General features: G+C 42.8%; 13 protein-coding genes. 9 read left to right on the top strand and 4 right to left on the bottom strand.

Annotation, left to right across the window (positions count from 1 at the left end; genetic code table 11):
* The first annotated feature begins 35 nt into the window (after window positions 1-35).
* Entirely contained in the window at window positions 36-1,958 is a 1,923-nt protein-coding gene (locus tag MMOL_RS02200) for a peptidase U32 family protein (RefSeq protein ID WP_015831381.1), read from the top strand.
* On the opposite strand, the gene MMOL_RS02195 is transcribed toward MMOL_RS02200, so the two are convergent.
* From MMOL_RS02195 to MMOL_RS02185, 3 genes are all read right to left on the bottom strand, one after another.
* Window positions 1,955-3,577, bottom strand: coding sequence for a diguanylate cyclase (locus tag MMOL_RS02195; RefSeq protein WP_015831380.1), 1,623 nt, complete (start codon window positions 3,575-3,577; stop codon window positions 1,955-1,957). The two genes, MMOL_RS02200 and MMOL_RS02195, sit on opposite strands and share 4 nt — an antisense overlap.
* A gap of 186 nt (window positions 3,578-3,763) precedes the next feature.
* Complete coding sequence (locus MMOL_RS02190) at window positions 3,764-4,108, bottom strand: zinc ribbon domain-containing protein YjdM (protein WP_015831379.1); 345 nt, start codon at window positions 4,106-4,108, stop codon at window positions 3,764-3,766.
* A 160-nt stretch (window positions 4,109-4,268) separates the two neighbouring features.
* Entirely contained in the window at window positions 4,269-5,339 is a 1,071-nt protein-coding gene (locus MMOL_RS02185) for an aldo/keto reductase (protein ID WP_015831378.1), read from the bottom strand.
* A 175-nt stretch (window positions 5,340-5,514) separates the two neighbouring features.
* Here MMOL_RS02185 and MMOL_RS02180 point away from each other — a divergent pair, with 175 nt between their 5' ends.
* Together MMOL_RS02180 and groL are read left to right on the top strand one after the other, a co-directional pair.
* The gene (locus MMOL_RS02180) at window positions 5,515-5,802 is read left to right on the top strand and encodes a co-chaperone GroES (RefSeq protein ID WP_015831377.1); all 288 of its coding nucleotides are present in this window, start codon (window positions 5,515-5,517) and stop codon (window positions 5,800-5,802) included.
* A gap of 216 nt (window positions 5,803-6,018) precedes the next feature.
* Complete coding sequence (gene groL / locus MMOL_RS02175) at window positions 6,019-7,659, top strand: chaperonin GroEL (protein ID WP_015831376.1); 1,641 nt, start codon at window positions 6,019-6,021, stop codon at window positions 7,657-7,659.
* Window positions 7,660-8,002: 343 nt separating this feature from the next.
* On the opposite strand, the gene MMOL_RS02170 is transcribed toward groL, so the two are convergent.
* Window positions 8,003-9,733 (bottom strand): AIPR family protein, encoded by a 1,731-nt coding sequence (locus MMOL_RS02170; protein WP_015831375.1) that lies wholly within the window; start codon window positions 9,731-9,733, stop codon window positions 8,003-8,005.
* A gap of 188 nt (window positions 9,734-9,921) precedes the next feature.
* On the opposite strand from MMOL_RS02170, the gene MMOL_RS02165 reads away from it, so the two are divergent.
* The 6 genes from MMOL_RS02165 (at window position 9,922) to MMOL_RS02140 (ending at window position 18,636) form a co-directional block, all read left to right on the top strand.
* Window positions 9,922-10,548, top strand: coding sequence for a BamJ family beta-barrel-assembly machinery protein (locus MMOL_RS02165; RefSeq protein WP_041928517.1), 627 nt, complete (start codon window positions 9,922-9,924; stop codon window positions 10,546-10,548).
* A gap of 382 nt (window positions 10,549-10,930) precedes the next feature.
* On the top strand, window positions 10,931-12,772 hold the full coding sequence (locus MMOL_RS02160) for a TonB-dependent receptor plug domain-containing protein (protein ID WP_187287226.1): 1,842 nt from the start codon (window positions 10,931-10,933) through the stop codon (window positions 12,770-12,772).
* Window positions 12,773-12,789: 17 nt separating this feature from the next.
* Window positions 12,790-13,308: a YfiR family protein gene (locus MMOL_RS02155; RefSeq protein ID WP_187287225.1), complete on the top strand. Its 519-nt coding sequence runs from the start codon at window positions 12,790-12,792 to the stop codon at window positions 13,306-13,308.
* 51 nt (window positions 13,309-13,359) lie between these two features.
* The gene (locus tag MMOL_RS11880) at window positions 13,360-16,290 is read left to right on the top strand and encodes an EAL domain-containing protein (RefSeq protein ID WP_015831371.1); all 2,931 of its coding nucleotides are present in this window, start codon (window positions 13,360-13,362) and stop codon (window positions 16,288-16,290) included.
* A 23-nt stretch (window positions 16,291-16,313) separates the two neighbouring features.
* Window positions 16,314-17,090, top strand: a complete 777-nt coding sequence (locus MMOL_RS02145; RefSeq protein WP_015831370.1) for an alpha/beta fold hydrolase — start codon at window positions 16,314-16,316, stop codon at window positions 17,088-17,090.
* A gap of 295 nt (window positions 17,091-17,385) precedes the next feature.
* Window positions 17,386-18,636 carry an OmpP1/FadL family transporter gene (locus MMOL_RS02140; protein ID WP_015831369.1) on the top strand — a complete coding sequence of 417 codons (1,251 nt, stop codon included), beginning with the start codon at window positions 17,386-17,388 and terminating at the stop codon, window positions 18,634-18,636.
* Window positions 18,637-18,664 lie beyond the last annotated feature (28 nt).

Genomic DNA, 18,664 nt, shown 5'->3' with positions numbered 1-18,664 from the left:
TGATCATCTCTCGCTAAGCTCCAAGTAAAAGTCCCATGCAAAAAACTCGCCGCCATTTAGAACTACTCGCCCCTGCCAGAAATGCCGATTTTGGCATTGAAGCCATTAATCATGGCGCAGACGCGGTATATATCGGCGGCCCAGCTTTTGGCGCACGCGCCAAGGCACCCAACACCATTGCTGACATTGCACGCCTAGTGAAACACGCACATCGCTACCACGCAGAAGTATTTGTAGCACTGAACACCATTTTTCATGATAACGAGCTGGAAGGTGCACGCCAATTAGTAGAACAGCTGTATGAATCTGAAGTAGACGCACTGATCGTGCAGGACATGGGGCTGTTGGAAATGGATTTACCGCCAATCCAGCTACACGCCAGCACACAAACCGATATCCGCACCGTAGAAAAAGCGGTATTTTTAGACCAAGTTGGCTTTTCACAGATTGTATTAGCGCGCGAGCTGGATTTAAAAAGAATCAAACAGATTGCTGACGCCACCACCTGTAATTTAGAGTTCTTTATTCACGGTGCGCTATGCGTCGCATTTAGCGGCCAGTGCTTTATCAGCCATGCCCATACTGGCCGCAGTGCCAACCGTGGCGAATGCTCACAAGAGTGCCGCCTGCCGTTTACGCTAGAAGACCAAAAAGGCCGCATTATTGGCAAGGATAAACACTTTTTATCCATGAAAGATAACGACCAAAGCGCAAACTTACGCGCGTTGATAGACGCTGGTGTCAGCTCCTTTAAAATTGAAGGCCGCTACAAAGACTTACCTTATGTCAAAAATGCCACCGCGCATTACCGTGAATTGATTGATGAAATCTTAAATGACAGACCTGAGCTGGCAAAATCATCATCTGGCCACGCCACCTATACTTTTACACCACAGCCGGAAAAAACCTTTAACCGCAGCGCCACTGATTATTTCGTCAACGGTCGCCAATCCGATATTGGCGCGTTTGATACGCCTAAATTCTCCGGCGAAGCACTAGGTAAAGTCACCAAGGTAGGTAACGATTACTTTGAGGTGGAAACCAATATTGAGCTACACAACGGCGACGGTGTATGCTTTTTCGATATTCATAAAGAGCTGGTCGGCTTACGTGTCAACACGGTAGAAGGCAAACGACTCTACCCGAACGAAATGCCAACTGGTCTAACGCGCAACATGACCGTTTACCGCAACCGCGACCACGCTTTTATGCGCCTGCTGGAGAAGGACTCCGCACAGCGCAAAATACCGGTTGCCATGGATTTTTACGAAACCGCCAATGGCTTTGCGTTAAGCGTTACCGACGAAAGTGGCTTTAGCGCCACTGCCACTTGCGAAGCAGAAAAGCAAAACGCACAAAATGTGGAAAAAGCAGAAAACAGCCTGCGCGATAACCTAGGCAAACTAGGCGGCACCGATTTCAGCGCGCAAAGCATAGCAATCAACACCGCACAAACATGGTTTATCCCAGCTTCTATCGTTAACAATTTACGCCGCGACGCGATTGAGCAATTGCAACAAACCCGTGACCTAGGCTACCAACGCCCACCACGCCGTGAAGCTGCGCAACCGCCTGCGATTTTCCCTGAAGACACGCTGAGCTATCTGGCCAATGTCTACAACAAGAAAGCACGTCAGTTTTACGAGAAGCACGGCGTAAAAATGATTGCAGCCGCCTATGAAGCCAACAAAGAGCTGGATGAAGTTCCGCTCATGATTACCAAGCATTGTCTGCGCTTTAGCCACGGCTTATGCCCGAAAGAAGCCAAAGGGGTGATTGGCGTGCAAGGTACCGTCACCGCAGAACCGATGACGCTGATTAACGGCAATGACCGCTACACACTGAAATTTGATTGCAAACCATGCGAGATGCATGTGATGGGTAAAATCCGTAAAAACATTTTGCAGCTACAAGAACCACAGCCGGTCAACTTTTTCCCTAAGGCGTTTCCGCGCTAATAAAACTGCTCATTCTGCGCCCGCTTATGGGCGCGCTTGTTCTCATACATACGCAGATCAGCTATATGCATCACCACGCTGCAGTTATCTAACTCCTCATAGATAAATGCGGTACCTGCACTCACGCCCACCAAGTCAAAACCGTTGGAGCGCAAATGTGCTACGGTTTCATCCAGCAACGCTTGAATCAGCGCCTCATCTGCATTATGTGCAGTAATTGCAAACTCATCACCACCTAAACGATGCAGTGTCGCAACTCCATCTAATTTAGCCTGTAGATAGCGGCTAAAATCGCACAGCAGTTTATCACCGTAGGCATGTCCGAAATTATCGTTATAGTATTTGAGTCGATCTAAATCCAGTATTGTAATACTGCCGTTCCTAGGCAACTCCTGAATGGTGGCTTCCAGTGCCATGCGATTAGGTAACCCGGTTAATTTATCGGTTTTAACTCGAGCCTCACTGAGACCCAGCGCTGTCAGCACTTGCTCTTTCTCTCTAAATAATTCACTAAACTGGTAGCTGAGAACAAACGACAGCAACAATGCCTCTACCGTTACCGCCACCAAACCCAAATGCTCAATATAAAGCGTATAACCGGTGAAGTTTTGAGCAGTAATGGTTAAAACACCTAAAACAAAAAAGGTCAGAATCGCAATCAAGTAGTAACGCGCTGTCATGTTCTTTTTACTACTTAGGTAAATACCACATGCCAATCCAAGACTCAGAAAAACGCCAACCCCATAACGCGCCATCTCCATCATCCAGTGCGGAGAATAAATACCCCACGCTGCAAACAACACTAATATCGCCACTGCATATTGAACACATCGATATAGCTTAGGGTTGTGTTGCTGACGGATGTTCAGCAAGCCTTTAACAAAGAAAACATAAGCGATATTTGAAAACAATATAGGCAGCGCACTCAAGTAAAAGTAATGGATGCCAAAGGTATCAGAGAACACTAGTAGCGATGTTCCCTGCAAAAATAGATTGCCCAAAATAAACAGCGCGTACATGCCATGCACCATTTGTACACGAATAAAACCCAGCACGATGTAATACGCCATCAATCCAGCTAGCACACCCAAACAAAGTAGCGAGATAAAATTACCAAGCTTAATCGCCTGCTGGTAATGTGTTTTTGAGTCTAAATATGGCTGAGGCTGTGCAATCAAGTAAGGGGTTTTAAGCGAAGTCACTAACGTGTATTGACCTGCTTCCAAATACAAAAGTCGCGCATGCCTTAGCGTAAAGGGGTTGCTTTCGGTGCTGCTTATTCCGCCCTCTAACTCAGCAACCACTACATTGCGGCTATCTAACACCTTATGTCTAAAGATCGCAAACGTACTGGTGTTTTTGAAATCAATCACATAATCACCAGCAGCGGGAATATGCAGAGTGCCATTAAATACAAAATCACCGCCAGTTAATGGCAGGGCTTTAATCGGTATAGTAGGCTGTTGCACAGCATACCAATTACCCTCAATCAAACTGGGCGTCAGATTAGGGCTAGCATAGACTGGCGCGATAACGAAAAGGCTGAGCAACACGCCTACACAAGAAGCTAGACAAGCAAAGCACGTACGTAATTGTTGTGGGCTAAACCATGACATCATTAACTGTCAAACTTGGTGTGATTAATGTATGTCTCACAATATACAGATTAATGCCTTTTTGTTGAAGTGCTAGTTAGAGTGAGATGAAGCACGTACTCTTAGCGCACCACCATCTCTAGCTCTAAACAAGCTTAAATAAAGGCTACGCAGTACGGCTAAAACAGCAAGCTTTATACCAAGCTTTTATTACGCTTTTTTTACAAACTCGGATTTTAGCTTCATGGCGCCTATGCCATCGATTTTGCAGTCGATGTCATGATCACCATCTACCAGGCGTATATTTTTAACCTTAGTGCCTACTTTCACTACTAGAGAAGAGCCTTTTACTTTCAAGTCCTTAATCACGGTAATGGTGTCTCCATCTTGCAGCACATTGCCATTGGCATCTCTAATCACGCGCAATTCATCCGCATGATTATCTGCGTCACCAGCAATCAACCACTCATGTGCACACTCTGGGCAAACATAGCGATCACCATCCTCATAGGTATATTCAGATTGGCATTGCGGACATGATGGAAGCTGCGACATACATTACTTTCTAAGCGATTAAATGAGGCTTGTTAAAACAATACTATGATTGTAATGCAGACAGCACCGCAAGATAAAGACATTATTTAGATTATGGTTATATTAAATACCATATCTAATCAGCTTGCACGATGGCAAGCGGGGCAAACTAGCCCCGCCACTAAGGCGCCGGATTCATCATGGTTAAATGCAGCTGTTCAATCTCTTGCAGTACCTCTGCTGAGAGCTTGGTATCCCAAGCATCAATATTCTCTGTAAGTTGCGGCATGGTGGTGGCGCCAATAATGGTGCTGCTCACAAACCAGCGGTGATACACAAAGCTCAATGCCAATTGCGTAGGGGTCAGACCATACGCCCGCGCCAATTTGGCATAGGCAGCACTGGCTGGCACCACACCTGGTTTTTTGTAACGCTGTGCGTAGCCTAAAAACATAGTGACACGCCCTTTTGCCTCTGGGTTATCAATATATTTGGCAGTTAGGTGGCCAAATGCCAGCGGCGAATACGCCAGCAAGCCGACATTCTCCCGATACAAGACCTCGCTCATACCAAACTCCATGCCGCGGTTAATCAGGTTGTAGCAGTTTTGTACGCTGGCAATATGTGGCAGATTGTAAGCTTGCGCGATACGCACAAACTCCATCACGCCCCATGGCTGCTCGTTAGATAAACCGATATAGCGCACCTTACCCTCTTGCACTAACTCAGCCAGTGTTTCCAACTGGTTCTGTATCGACACCCAAGCCTTTTCTTCGCCTTGCTGATACACCCCAGACTCAAACTCACCGGCAGGGTCAAACTGATACTGCCCAAACATAGGCACATTGCGCTCAGGCCAATGCAACTGGTACAAATCAATGTAATCAGTCTGCAAGCGCTGCAGCGAGCCCTCAATAGCCGCACGGATATTGGCACGGTCTAGCGATGGCGGTCCGCCGCGAATCCAATCCAATCCACGACGCGGCCCCGAAACTTTACCTGCCAGTATGATTTGGTCACGCGGTTGCTTTTTTAACCACGTACCCACCATAGATTCGGTACGCGTATAAGTGTCAGCTTTGGGTGGTACCGGGTACATTTCAGCCGTATCAATAAAATTGATACCTCGCGCCAACGCATAGTCCAGTTGCGCATGCGCCTCGGCCTCTGTGTTTTGGTCGCCATAAGTCATGGTGCCTAAACAAACTTTAGACACATTAAGCGCTGAGCTACCTAACTGAGTAAATTCCACCGTATAACCTCATCTATTTAAAACGAATTTATTTAAAAATTATCATCGCCAGCACTTGAAATTAATTTTTAGCACCCCAAATTAGCAATCGAGGTGCGCGAGTGCTAAAATGCCGCGTTACTTATGCAATTCCATATTTAGATTCATATTTTAAGACTTAATCAGGAGAAACCCTATGAAAATTCGTCCTTTACACGATCGCGTAATTGTTAAACGCTCAGAAGAAGAGCGCACAACCGCATCTGGCATTGTGATTCCAGATTCTGCCACAGAAAAACCAGACCAAGGCGTGATTCAAGCTGTGGGTTCAGGCAAACGTGATGAAAGCGGCAAAGTGATTGCCCTTGACGTTAAAGTAGGTGACAAAGTGTTGTTCGGCAAATACGCTGGCCAAACCGTTAAAGTTGACGGTGAAGAGCTATTGGTAATGCGTGAAGAAGACATCATGGCAATCGTAGAATAATCTGACGGCTTGCAACGGTTTATCGCGTTGTTGCTCACAATTTTTTGGCTTGTCGTACTTGATGTACTGTTTTCGCAAAAAAACTTGTTCGCGCCTAGCGCTAAGTCCGTTTCACCTCGTCATATTTCATGACGGTAAGAATTTTTCAGATTGTGATTAGTTAAATTAATCTCGCAGACATTCAAAGAATGTTTTGCTAAATTTTAGGAGTTAAAAATGGCAGCTAAAGATGTAAGATTCGGCGATGACGTTCGCCAAAAAATGGTAGCAGGTGTAAACGTACTGGCTAACGCAGTGCGCGTAACTTTAGGCCCTAAAGGCCGTAACGTAGTGTTAGAGCGTTCTTTCGGCGCACCTACTATCACTAAAGATGGTGTTTCAGTAGCTAAAGAAATCGAATTAAAAGACAAATTCGAAAACATGGGCGCACAAATGGTGAAAGAAGTTGCTTCTAAAACCAATGACATCGCTGGTGACGGTACAACAACTGCAACAGTATTAGCACAAGCCATCATCCGTGAAGGTATGAAGTCTGTTGCTGCTGGTATGAACCCAATGGATTTAAAACGTGGTATCGACAAAGCAGTTGAAGCAGCTGTTGCTGATTTAAAAGCACAATCAAAACCATGTACAACCAGCAAAGAAATCGCGCAAGTTGGCTCTATCTCAGCTAACTCAGATAACTCAGTTGGCCAAATCATTGCTGATGCAATGGACAAAGTAGGTAAAGAAGGCGTGATCACTGTTGAAGATGGTTCAGGCCTAAGCAACGAGTTAGACGTAGTGGAAGGTATGCAATTTGACCGTGGCTACCTATCACCATACTTCATCAACAACCAAGAGCGTCAAATCGCTTTAATGGACAATCCATTTGTGTTGTTGCACGACAAAAAAATCTCAAACATCCGTGACTTGTTACCAACATTGGAGCAAGTAGCTAAAGCTGGTCGTCCATTATTAATCATCGCTGAAGATGTTGATGGCGAAGCATTGGCAACATTGGTAGTGAACAACATCCGCGGCATCTTGAAAACTGTTGCTGTTAAGGCACCTGGTTTCGGTGACCGTCGTAAAGCTATGTTAGAAGATATCGCTATCTTAACTGGCGGCACAGTGATTGCTGAAGAAGTTGGCTTGAAACTTGAAAACGTAACGCTAGAAGACCTAGGTCAAGCTAAACGTATTGAAGTAGGTAAAGAAAACACCATCATCATTGACGGCGCTGGCGTTGAAGATACAATCAAAGCACGTATCACACAAATCAAAACACAAATCGAAGAAGCAACAAGCGACTACGACCGTGAAAAACTACAAGAGCGCGTAGCTAAATTAGCTGGCGGTGTTGCAGTGATCAAGGTTGGCGCGACAACTGAAATCGAGATGAAAGAGAAAAAAGCACGCGTTGAAGATGCATTGCACGCAACACGCGCAGCAGTTGAAGAAGGTATCGTAGCTGGTGGTGGCGTAGCGTTGATTCGTGCACGTGATGCTATCTCTAAAGTTAAAGGTGACAACCTTGACCAAGAAGCGGGTATCAAAATCGTATTGCGCGCTGTTGAAGAGCCATTACGCCAAATCACACAAAACGCAGGTGTTGAGCCATCAGTAGTGGTGAACAACGTTGCAGCTGGTAAAGGTAACTACGGTTACAACGCTGCTAACGAAACCTACGGCGATATGGTTGAGATGGGCGTGCTAGACCCAACTAAAGTAACCCGTTCAGCATTGCAAAATGCGGCTTCAGTAGCTGGCTTGATGCTAACAACTGACTGCATGGTTGCAGAATTACCTAAAGACGACGCACCAGCGATGGGCGGCGATATGGGTGGGATGGGCGGCATGGGCGGTATGATGTAATTCCACTCTTCACTTCTTTGGTGATGCGTTGTTGGTTTCACCGTTTGCGCCTAGTCGTACTAAACGTACTGCCTTCGTTGCAAACGGCTTACCGCCTAGCCTCACCTTCGAATTGAAGCTGGAATGCAGATGTAGCCAACTGCAAGATAAATAAAAAGCCTCGCATTGCGAGGCTTTTTTATAGTTGATAATGTTAATGTAATGATGCTCCCCAAGTTGCGAACTTGGGCACTGAGATGAGGTTGTTTTAGTTACATAATCTACTTACACATTCAGACAAAAAGTCAGAATTGGGCTATTGGATTTATATTATTTATTTAGTTAGTTTCAGAATGAAATCAGTCTATAAGCTGATGTAAACCTCAATGTTATCTTTTAAATGTTCTGTAAATGGTTTACTTTTTGCCATGTTTATTAAGTTGACATTTGGGTTGGCAGTTACATATGAATTAATGCTTGAGACTAGTAAGTCCAAAGATATTTTGAAGCTTTCTTTAGTGTAATTGTTTAGGTCGATAATAGCTAAGTCTTCAAAGTTATATTCTGTTTTATTTAGTACAATAGAAGTGGCTATTCTTGCTAGATGTAGTTTCAAGTTTGTAGTAGCTTTTTTCAAATGAGCTTCTTCAATCAAACCCCAATACTCGTTTGTTTTTTTAAGTATCAAGCAACAATTTAAATATGATTTGAATTGCTTACTAGAGTCAAAAATCCTGTTGTATGCTTTATCGTCTTTTATTAGCGATGTTGGTTTTGATCTTGCTGTGTGAGGGCCATCAAAACCTATAGTTTCTATAGCTTGAGCAGTAAATTGGATGCTAAATATTTTTGATGCTGGTTTACCTTGGTTCTTGTAGTAATTTTTACGCCTGTCATAAAAATACCCCTCGTTCAGAAAAAATATCTCGATTTTCCTTTGAGTATTTTCTGTCGCTCTTAAAGCAGTTGATGACACTGCATTTTGGCTATTTGTTGACTCGATAATTTTATCGATAGTTTCTTTATCTTTATTTATGATGACTTTAACGAGAACAGATCTTTCATCACTCGTTGATCCATCATGCGCATTGAATATTGTATAAGATGATTGCAGTCCATTAACAATCTGAACATTATCCACTGACAAAAGTTTACTTGCCTGATTTGGGTTTTCTGCAATGATTGTTATTCCGTTATTAAGCCACCAAAAGTCATTTTGGCTATTTTCAGTAATCGTTTTTGCAATTTTTTTATTTACATCAACTGCCGAACCTTGGAAGTGGCGTATATTGCTTTCAAACATATAATCTTTAATCGAACCGTCATCATCAGTTAAAAACTTTTTATAGTCACCCAATTTAACTGTACCTACATAGCCAATACCAGCTTCACCAAACGATGTTGAAAGTGGATTGTCTTTAAATGTAAGGGTAAATCTAGAGGGTTTCCTAGCTTGATAAAACTTTAAGAGCTCTTCACTGCTATAGCAGATGAATTTCACTTCAGGAGTCGAGCATTTATCACTTATCAATTTTTCTAACTGAGTTCGCTTTGATGTAAATGAACTGCTTATTTCTATTTTGGGTGCTACACAACAATAGTTTAGCTCTATTGATAAGCTTCCACCTTTAATTGAAGTTTTAATCCAAGCAGCACGTAAGATTAGTATTTTTTCTAAAAGATCGGCGTTGAATCTAGCCGTCAAATAAGCTTCATCTTTTTCAAGATCAAAAATCATTGAACACGATGATATTAATTTATCTATAGTTAACTCTTTAAAAGAGTTTTCTTTCTTACATTGACTAATATAAAACCTTGTTTTGCTTGAGCTGGATAAATTTAACTCATCTAGCTCATCTATCGACTCGACAACTTCATCATCAACAATTATTAAAATTGAATCAATTCCTCCGTCATTACCACCATCAACTATTGAGTTATAGATGTTTTCATATGTGATATTCATATGTTTAGTAATCTGAGAAATAGTGAAGAGTTCAAAAATCTCACTTTCAACTGATAGCAGTTGATTCTCATGCTGATATTGAGAAATACAGCCCTCTAAAATTATTTTGTTATTGTTGTTTGCGCTCATTTTATTCCCGTTATGGTTTAACCTCGTTTATGAAATACGAGGGAGATATAATCAAGTATTAAATCACAAAATCAGCCAACTCACCCTGAGTGATTTTGTTTTCTCCACCATTCTCCGTCATAATTACGGTTTACGCCGCTTGCGTCACTCGCATTAAAAGCACCCCCTTCAAACAACGAAAGAACACAATGACAATTGCATTAGAAACTTTAACCCAACGCTTGAGCTATATTGTTGGTGAAAACATGGCACATCAGCTTAAAAATGACGGCCTAGCCTTAGACGCAGACGTAGTTGCACTGGCAGTTAAAGATGTAATGGCGGACACGCCATCACGTTTAACTGATGCAGAAAAACGCAGCACAGTTGAGCAAGTGCAAAAAGAGAGCCAAGAAAGACAAATGGCAGCACAGGCTGAGCAATCAGCAAAAAACCAGGCTGAAGGTGCGGCTTACTTGGCTGAAAACGCGAAAAAAGAAGGCGTGATTACCACAGATAGTGGCCTGCAATATAAATCACTAGTTGCTGGCGATGGTGCAAAACCTAGCAAAAGTAACAAAGTAAGAGTGCATTACAGAGGTACTTTGATTGACGGTACAGTATTTGACAGCTCTTACGACCGTGGCGAGCCTATCGTTTTCCCAGTGACTGGCGTGATTGCGGGTTGGATTGAAGGTTTGCAGTTGATGAACGTGGGTAGCAAATTTGAGTTAACCATTCCATCAAATCTAGCTTATGGCGCAAACGGTAGCGGCGGTGCTATTGGCCCAGATGCAACGTTGATTTTTGAAGTTGAGTTATTGGCAATTGAGTAACCATTAAGCTCGTTAAGGCCTGCAATTAGTGCTTTGCAGGCCTGCTCTACACTCCCCTCCTGAAAACGTGCAGTGGTTGATATAAATCAACCATCAATCGCCCGCTTTGACTGTACTATTAAACCTAATTAATTAGGTTTAGCTAACTTGCTGATGAGTTTTCACTCATCTTAATGACCTAGTCTTAATCACCTAAATAACTAGAAAAAATAGGGATTTCAATCAATTGCACAAATGTTTCTATTATCTGGCACTGATAGGAGTTAGCCCTATTGCACTTGCTCAAAGTGACGCTGAGCCATGGTCAGATGATCTATTATCAATGCCATTTGAGCAATTAGCTAACATGGAAGTCACTAGCGCTTCTAAAATAGCTAGCCAGATGAGTGCCGCGTCGTCTGCAGTTAGTATCGTGACGTCAAAAGATATTAAAGATCAAGGTTATCGCACGCTTGCTGAAATACTGGCTAGCATGCGCGGCTTAAATATTACTGAGGACCGTGCTTATTCATTTCTGGGAGGGCGTGGCTTTGGACGGCCTGGCGACTTTACTGGGCGCATCATGTTGTTGCTTGATGGCAATCAGGTGAATAACAATATCTACAATAGTGCTGGGCTTGGCTATACAGGCATTATTGATGTATCACTGATTGAGCGTGTTGAGTATGTGTCGGGCCCAGGCTCTGCAATCTATGGCAATAATGCTTTTTTTGGCATTATTAATATCATCACTAAACAAGGTCACGATATTAACGGTGTACAAGTGATTGGTGAGGCTGCAAGCTACGGCAGTAAAGAGTTTAAAGTTAACTATGGTAAGCGGCTAGATAATGATGCAGAAGTTCTTTTATCCGCATCTGGCTTTAATAGTGTCGGTCAGAACTACTATTATGCAGATGCTGTTTCTAGCTCAAGTGATGGAGTTGCCCGCAACCTAGACGACCAAAGCAGTCATCATTTTTTGGGAAAAGTAGAATATGACGGCTGGTCTGGTGAGTTAGCCTATAGTAATCGTAAAAAAGATGTTCCCACAGCACCCTACAAGGTAGATTTCAATACTCCTTACAACTACGAAGACACTTCATTACAAGGCAGCATCCGCCACGACCGCCAGTTCAGCAAATATGTGCAGATGTCATTACGAGCTTATTACGGTAATTACAAATACGATGGCCTAAGCACATACACAACACCTTGGGTAGAGCAATCGACAGGTCAATGGTGGGGACTTAATACACAATTCATTGGCACTTGGTTCGATAATCACCGCATCCTATTGGGTGTAGAGTATCGCGATGACTTTGAGCAGGAACTATCAATCCGGTATCAGGGCATGTCAGGGCTGAATGCCAGCAATAGTGAGAAAACTCTTAGTTTGTACGCACAGGATGAGATTAAACTCAATCAGCAGTGGATGGCGAACATTGGTGCACGTTATGATATAAATAGAGACTCTAATGACCGCACCCTGGGCAACATTAGCCCAAGGCTAGCCTTGACCTACAAACCAGTAGAATCCACGGTAATGAAGCTCTCCTGGAGCAGTGCTTTCCGCCGCGCGAATCCATTTGAGAAATACTACGCTGATGAAATATATAACTCTCAAAGAGCAAACCCAAACCTAGACCCTGAAAAAATCCAGGCAACGGAATTGGTGCTAGAGCACCACCCAGATAAAAGCACACGCGTTCTCTCAACGTTCTATCATCAATCCACTGAAGATTATCTAAGAAACGAAACGTTACCTGGCTCTAGCGATAAGCAATTTCAAAACACTTCTGGTGCAAGCACGAATGGTATCGAAGTAGAGTTTGAAAAACACTGGAGTAACGATATTCGTCTACGCACCAGTGTCGCTTACCAGAACGCTAAGGCAGACAACGGCGAGCCCATGATTAACATCCCTCGCCAAATTGGTAAAATGAATCTATCCACTCCACTATTAAGCCCTAACTGGCGGTTAGCATTTGAGTTGCAGGCCTATAGCAAACGCTACACGGAAGATAAGATTGGCGGTCATTATATTGATACGGGGGGGTATAGCTTAGCCAATCTGACTATTTCAACCAATAACTTACTACCTAATACAGACCTTGCTTTTGGTATTCGCAATTTACTCAATCGCGACTACGACCATGTTGCACCTAAAAGCAATGAGCTTCAAACCACTATCAGACAAAATGACCGCAACTATTGGTTGCGCGTGATTTATAACTTCAGATGACTAACGTGTTTATAAACTTGCGTTTTATCATCGCTTTTTGTTTAGCGACGCTACCGCTTACCGCAATACCAGCGCCGATTCCTGAGTATGATATGAAAGCAGCCTATTTATATAACTTAGCAATGTTCACGGAGTGGCCAGAAAACGCAATCAACACACCGACAAACAACACTGTAAGACTATGTATTCTTGGAAATGACAGCTTTGGCTCCTCGTTAAGCACCTTATCACGCTCAAGAAATACCGGCATGAGAATTCAATTAAGCTATTTGACTGATGTTAAGCGAGCAGATTTCTGCCAAGTTTTGTTTATTGATAAATCTGAATTAAAAAATACAGAATCCGTGCTGAAGCTACTTGAGAATAAATCAATATTAACCGTGACAGATAATGAAGAGATTTTCCGTATGGGCCTAATGGTTGGCCTATTTTTAGATAAGAATAAACTTATTTTTGATATTAATTACACGCTTGCTAACAGCTCAAAAATAAATATCAGCTCCAAATTGCTTAAAATGGCGCGCTATGTGATTTGATATCTAAATTCACTACACAGTCAAAATATAACTAGATGAGCAAGCTTGAGAATGAACACATACCCAACCAATGAAATGGATACAACACCGCGGCTTCAGCCAAAAAAATCCATACGTGGCGAGATTCGCCATTTGGTGCTGATTACTGTTTTAACCTCACTGAGCCTCACTTTTATATTCGGGGCTATTTACAAAATTAATAATGAAAAACAAGCTGTACATTCCGAACTTGAAACTCTAGCTAAAATTACTGCGTTAAATAGTCAATCATCTCTTGTTTTTAATGATGCGCGTGCAGCTCAAGAAATATTGCAATCACTTTCTGCAAGAGCTGACGTATTAGACGCTCAAGTGTTAAGAGTGGATGGCACGGTACTAGCCAAGAAAAAATTTGAAAAACAGACACTTAGCAATGATTATCTGTTTGTGCCTAACGATGCTTTATTAAGCCAGCTAGGAAATTTTCTAGGTATAAGCCCTAGTACGTATGTCACCGAACACGTGACATTAAAAAATACGCCTTTAGGTAACATAAGTATTCGCTTTGACACCTCCATTGTATTACATGAGATTTTAATCACACTTGGAATCTCACTGATCATCACTGTCGTTGCATTGCTACTGAGCTTACTACTAATGCGACGACTCATTGATCATATGATGACGCCTATTAATTTGCTGATTAACAGTGCAAAAGATATCGCAAAAAAAGGGATGTATGGGCTACGCGTCAAAAAAATTGGGGATGACGAACTTGGTATATTTACTGATCAATTTAATCGCATGTTGGAGGAAATTGAGAAAAGAGACCAAGCACTTCTATCAAAAAACGAGCAATTAGAAGAAGAAGTTGCGAGACGCACGCAAGCACTCAAAGAAAATATTGAAGAGTTGAAAAATAGCGAGTTCCGTTGGAAATTTGCCATTGAAGGCGCAGGGGATGGCGTGTGGGATTGGAACATTGCTACGGATGAAGCTCAATACTCTAAACGCTGGAAAGAAATGCTAGGTTATGATGAAAATGAGCTTTTACCTACCAATCAAGAGTGGGCAGATCGCGTGCATCATGACGATGTTGCTTATGTGAAACAAACGATGCAAGATTATCTTGAAGGAAAAACAGCACTTTACGTTGTAGAGTATAGACTCAAATGCAAAGATAATCGTTACAAATGGATTTTAGGTCGGGGTATGATTGTTTCAAGAGACGATCAAGGTAATCCATTACGGATGATCGGTACACATACAGATATTACTGAGAGAAAAAAAATTGAACAGCAGTTGCGTATCGCTGCAACGGCATTTGAGTCACAGGAAGGAATTGTAGTCACTAACGAAAACTTCAATATTCTACGTGTCAATCAAGCCTTTATTGATATTACTGGATACGAAGCCGAAGAAGCCACAGGGAAAAAACCAAATATTCTGAAATCTGGCCGACAAAGTGGTGAGTTTTATCGCAATATCTATACAAGCCTAAGAGAAACAGGGAGCTGGAGTGGCGAAATCATCAATAGACGCAAAAACGGCGAGATTTACCCAGAACATCTGACGATCACCGCAGTGAAAGACGCAGACGGCCAAACCACTAATTACGTTGGGATGTTTACAGACATTTCCGTTGCTAAAGCAGCCTCGGAAAGAATTGAAAACTTAGCTTTCTTCGATCCACTAACCAATCTGCCAAATCGCAGACTGTTCTCTGACAGACTTACACAAGCATTAGTCAACAGCACACGCAGTGGTAATTATGGTGCATTGGTCTTTCTGGATTTAGATCATTTTAAATCATTAAACGACACACTTGGGCACGACTATGGAGACATGCTACTCAAGCAAGTAGCGTTGCGTTTGAGCAACTGCGTACGCGAAGGTGACAGCGTAGCAAGGCTTGGTGGCGATGAGTTTGTTTTGCTTGTTGAAAATCTGAGCGCAAACGACGTCGAAGCTGCCCATCAAATCGAAGCCATCGGTGATAAAATCCTGATGTCTCTAAACCAACCTTATCAACTGCAAAGCCATGAGTATTTGAGTACGCCAAGTATCGGCATTTCACTATTTAATGGCCATCAGGAGTCATCAGAAGATCTGTTAAAACATGCAGACATTGCAATGTATCAGGCAAAAAAAGCAGGTCGTAACACCTTAAGATTCTTCGACCCACTGATGCAAGAAACGATTAACATGCGTGTTGATCTTGAACGTGAACTTAAAAAAGCAATCGAGCAAAAACAATTTGAGTTGTACTATCAAGTTCAAATGAACAGTGCAGGACAACCATCTGGGGCTGAAGCATTGATTCGCTGGAGGCACCCAGAGCGCGGAATCATTTCACCGATTCAATTTATTCCAGTAGCTGAAGAAACAGGCCTCATCACTCAGATTGGGGAATGGGTGTTGAATCAAGCATGCCTACAATTACAAGCGTGGCAACTAGACCAAGCATCTAAAGATTTCTCTTTGGCTATTAATGTCAGTGCAAAACAATTTCTACAGCCTGATTTTGCTAATCAAGTGAAAAATAGCATTCGATCTTTCCATATAGACAATACCAAACTAAAACTAGAACTCACAGAAAGTATGTTGATTGATAATATTGAATATGTTATTCACACGATGAACACGTTAGGTGAAATAGGTATTCAATTCTCACTAGACGATTTTGGTACAGGTTACTCATCTTTGCAGTATCTTAAAATGTTACCACTGAGCCAACTAAAAATTGATCAATCTTTCGTACGAGACTTGGCTACAGACAATAGCAACAAAACGATTGTACTCACCATTATCACAATGGCTCACAGCTTGGGACTGAACGTTATTGCAGAGGGAGTAGAGACTGATGAGCAACTTCAATTACTCAACGCTCATGGGTGTGGAAACTACCAAGGATATTACTTCAGCGAACCCTTATCAATCAATGAGTTCAATCATCAATATATGCAGTTTAAAAATAACCCACACAGCACGTTTTTACACTAGGCAAAACATTTAGCAGTTTAAAAATGCAACTACATTATCGAATCTTCGGCTCACCAACCTCAGGCAATCCTCATCCGCTAGTTTTGCTACACGGTTTATTTGGCTCTGGCGATAACTGGGGCGCCGTTGCTAAGCACTTTGCGCAGCAATACCAAGTGATTAGTGTAGATTTACGTAACCATGGCAGATCCCCACATAATGAATCGCAAACCTATGCCGATATGGCGAATGATTTGCTTGAGCTATGTGATGCGCTTAACTTAGACCGCATCCATTTATTGGGGCATTCTCTAGGCGGCAAAACGGCCATGCAATTTGCCACGCACCACCCTGACAGGTTAGAAAAATTGATTGTGGTGGACATGGCAATACGCGCTTACGCCGATGCCTATACACATATGATTGATGCAATGCTGGCAGTTGACCTAAACGCCATGCAAAGCCGTGGTGATGCAGATAAAGCATTGGTTAGCGCTATCCCACACACAACAGTGCGCCAATTTTTACTGATGAATTTAATCAAGATTGAAAACAAGCTAGCTTGGCGCATTAATCTAGCCGCGCTTAGAAACAACTACCCTCACATGATAAAAGCCATATGTGAAAACACACACTATGAGAAGCCCAGTCTATTTATCCGCGGCGAACGCAGTGATTACGTGCGTGATGCAGACATTCAACACATTAAAACCCATTTCACCAACGCACAGTTTGCCAGCTTAGCAACAAACCACTGGGTACATGCAGAACAACCGCAAGCGTTTATCGCCTTGGTAGATAACTTTTTGGCAGATCAATAAACCGCATCACATTAGGCTGCCGCTACCAGATCAACATATCCAGCAGGCTCGCCTTAGCTAGGCCACTACCCTCCCAATTTAGTTGTATTGCAAAAGAATGTAACTAAAATACCCCCCGCCCCTATAGAATAAAAAAATATTGTCGTAACAGATTAAATATACACTGTACTGATTGCATAATAAAAAGCATTATAAAAACACCAGTGAAGTAATAGTCACCAGTGAAGTAATTGCAAGTACAGTGATATAAAACCAAACACTCATCGTCTTAATACAAGCAAAGAAATAACAAAAAATGAAACGCAATCACATTTTTGCAATGGCTGTTTGTGGGCTAGCCATTAGCACGTCTAGCCATGCGACCAATGGCATCAACTTAATTGGCTACGGCGCAGAATCAACCCTCATGGGCGGTGCAGATACTGCAGTGGCACGCGACACCAGCGCATTGAACACCAACCCTGCGGGTTTAGCGCAAGTTAAAGGCAAGCTGATGGATGCTTACGGCTCGATGCTGCGCACTACAGATTTATCACACCAAGACGCACGCAATGACCAGCATGCAGATAATCGTTACGTCATGCTAGCTGGCGGCGGCTATGCACAACAGCTGGAAAATTCTCCTTGCACGGCAGGTATTGGCTTTTTCTCACAAGGTGGCGCAGGCGCAGTGTTTAAACACATCAATACGCCATTTGGCACCGATGATGAAATGAGCTCACTATTCGGCATTGCTAAAATAACACCAGGGATTGGCTGCCAAGTGTCAGACAACCTTGCAATCGGTGGCTCTATTAGCATGATTTATGCAAGTATTGAGCAAAAGTTTTTTTACCACACACCGCCGACCTCTAGTTTTGCTGGCTTCAAAAATAAAGGGGTAGATACACTACGCTTCGGCTTTAAGCTAGGCGCGCAATACAAATTAAACGAGCAATGGACACTGGGCGCAAGCTACACAGAAAAAACTGAATTACCACTCACCGGCGGCACAGCTAAATTTAACTATGGCTCGGCTGGTGTTGCCAAATATGACAATCTCAGTATTAAAGGATTTGCCCTACCGCGTGAAGTAGCCATTGGCGCGGCCTTTAAACCTAACGCTGATTTATTGCTTTCCGCCAAAATCAATTGGCTTAACTGGGCCGATGCCATTAACGATGTCACTACAACATGGAGTGACACTTCAAGCTCGTTTGCGCCCGCCTCAGTCGTGAATGTCAGCCAACAGGATTGGCGCAATCAGTTAGTATATGCGTTGGGTGCCGCCTACACTTACAATGACAAAACTACTTTATACGCAGGCTACAACTATGGCAAAAATCCGGTGCCAAGAAATAACTCTAATGCGTTGCTCGCCGCAATTTTAGAAGAACACATTACACTGGGCTTTGCTCGCAAGCTGGATGAAACTTGGAAGCTCACCAGTGGTATTGAGTTTTTATTACCTAAGAAAGTGACTTACGACAGCCAATTATTTGGCAATAATACCGAAGTGCGTAATGAAGGCTTTTTCCTACATATGATGCTGAGTAAGCAGTGGTAAAACCTGCTATGCGATGAAAATATGCGCC

It is taken from the genome of Methylotenera mobilis JLW8, from assembly GCF_000023705.1.
In the GTDB taxonomy this organism is placed as follows: Bacteria; Pseudomonadota; Gammaproteobacteria; order Burkholderiales; family Methylophilaceae; genus Methylotenera; species Methylotenera mobilis.
Note: the sequence above shows the minus strand (reverse complement) of the source record. Positions and strands in the feature narration are given on the sequence as shown.

Excerpts from the sequence above, each read along its gene's own strand:
- MMOL_RS02200 (WP_015831381.1), top strand. The coding sequence starts at position 36 with ATGCAAAAAACTCGCCGCCATTTAGAACTACTCGCCCCTGCCAGAAAT.
- MMOL_RS02195 (WP_015831380.1), bottom strand. The coding sequence starts at position 3,577 with ATGATGTCATGGTTTAGCCCACAACAATTACGTACGTGCTTTGCTTGT.
- MMOL_RS02190 (WP_015831379.1), bottom strand. The coding sequence starts at position 4,108 with ATGTCGCAGCTTCCATCATGTCCGCAATGCCAATCTGAATATACCTAT.
- MMOL_RS02180 (WP_015831377.1), top strand. The coding sequence starts at position 5,515 with ATGAAAATTCGTCCTTTACACGATCGCGTAATTGTTAAACGCTCAGAA.
- groL (WP_015831376.1), top strand. The coding sequence starts at position 6,019 with ATGGCAGCTAAAGATGTAAGATTCGGCGATGACGTTCGCCAAAAAATG.
- MMOL_RS02170 (WP_015831375.1), bottom strand. The coding sequence starts at position 9,733 with ATGAGCGCAAACAACAATAACAAAATAATTTTAGAGGGCTGTATTTCT.
- MMOL_RS02165 (WP_041928517.1), top strand. The coding sequence starts at position 9,922 with ATGACAATTGCATTAGAAACTTTAACCCAACGCTTGAGCTATATTGTT.
- MMOL_RS02160 (WP_187287226.1), top strand. The coding sequence starts at position 10,931 with ATGAGTGCCGCGTCGTCTGCAGTTAGTATCGTGACGTCAAAAGATATT.
- MMOL_RS11880 (WP_015831371.1), top strand. The coding sequence starts at position 13,360 with ATGAACACATACCCAACCAATGAAATGGATACAACACCGCGGCTTCAG.
- MMOL_RS02145 (WP_015831370.1), top strand. The coding sequence starts at position 16,314 with ATGCAACTACATTATCGAATCTTCGGCTCACCAACCTCAGGCAATCCT.
- MMOL_RS02140 (WP_015831369.1), top strand. The coding sequence starts at position 17,386 with ATGAAACGCAATCACATTTTTGCAATGGCTGTTTGTGGGCTAGCCATT.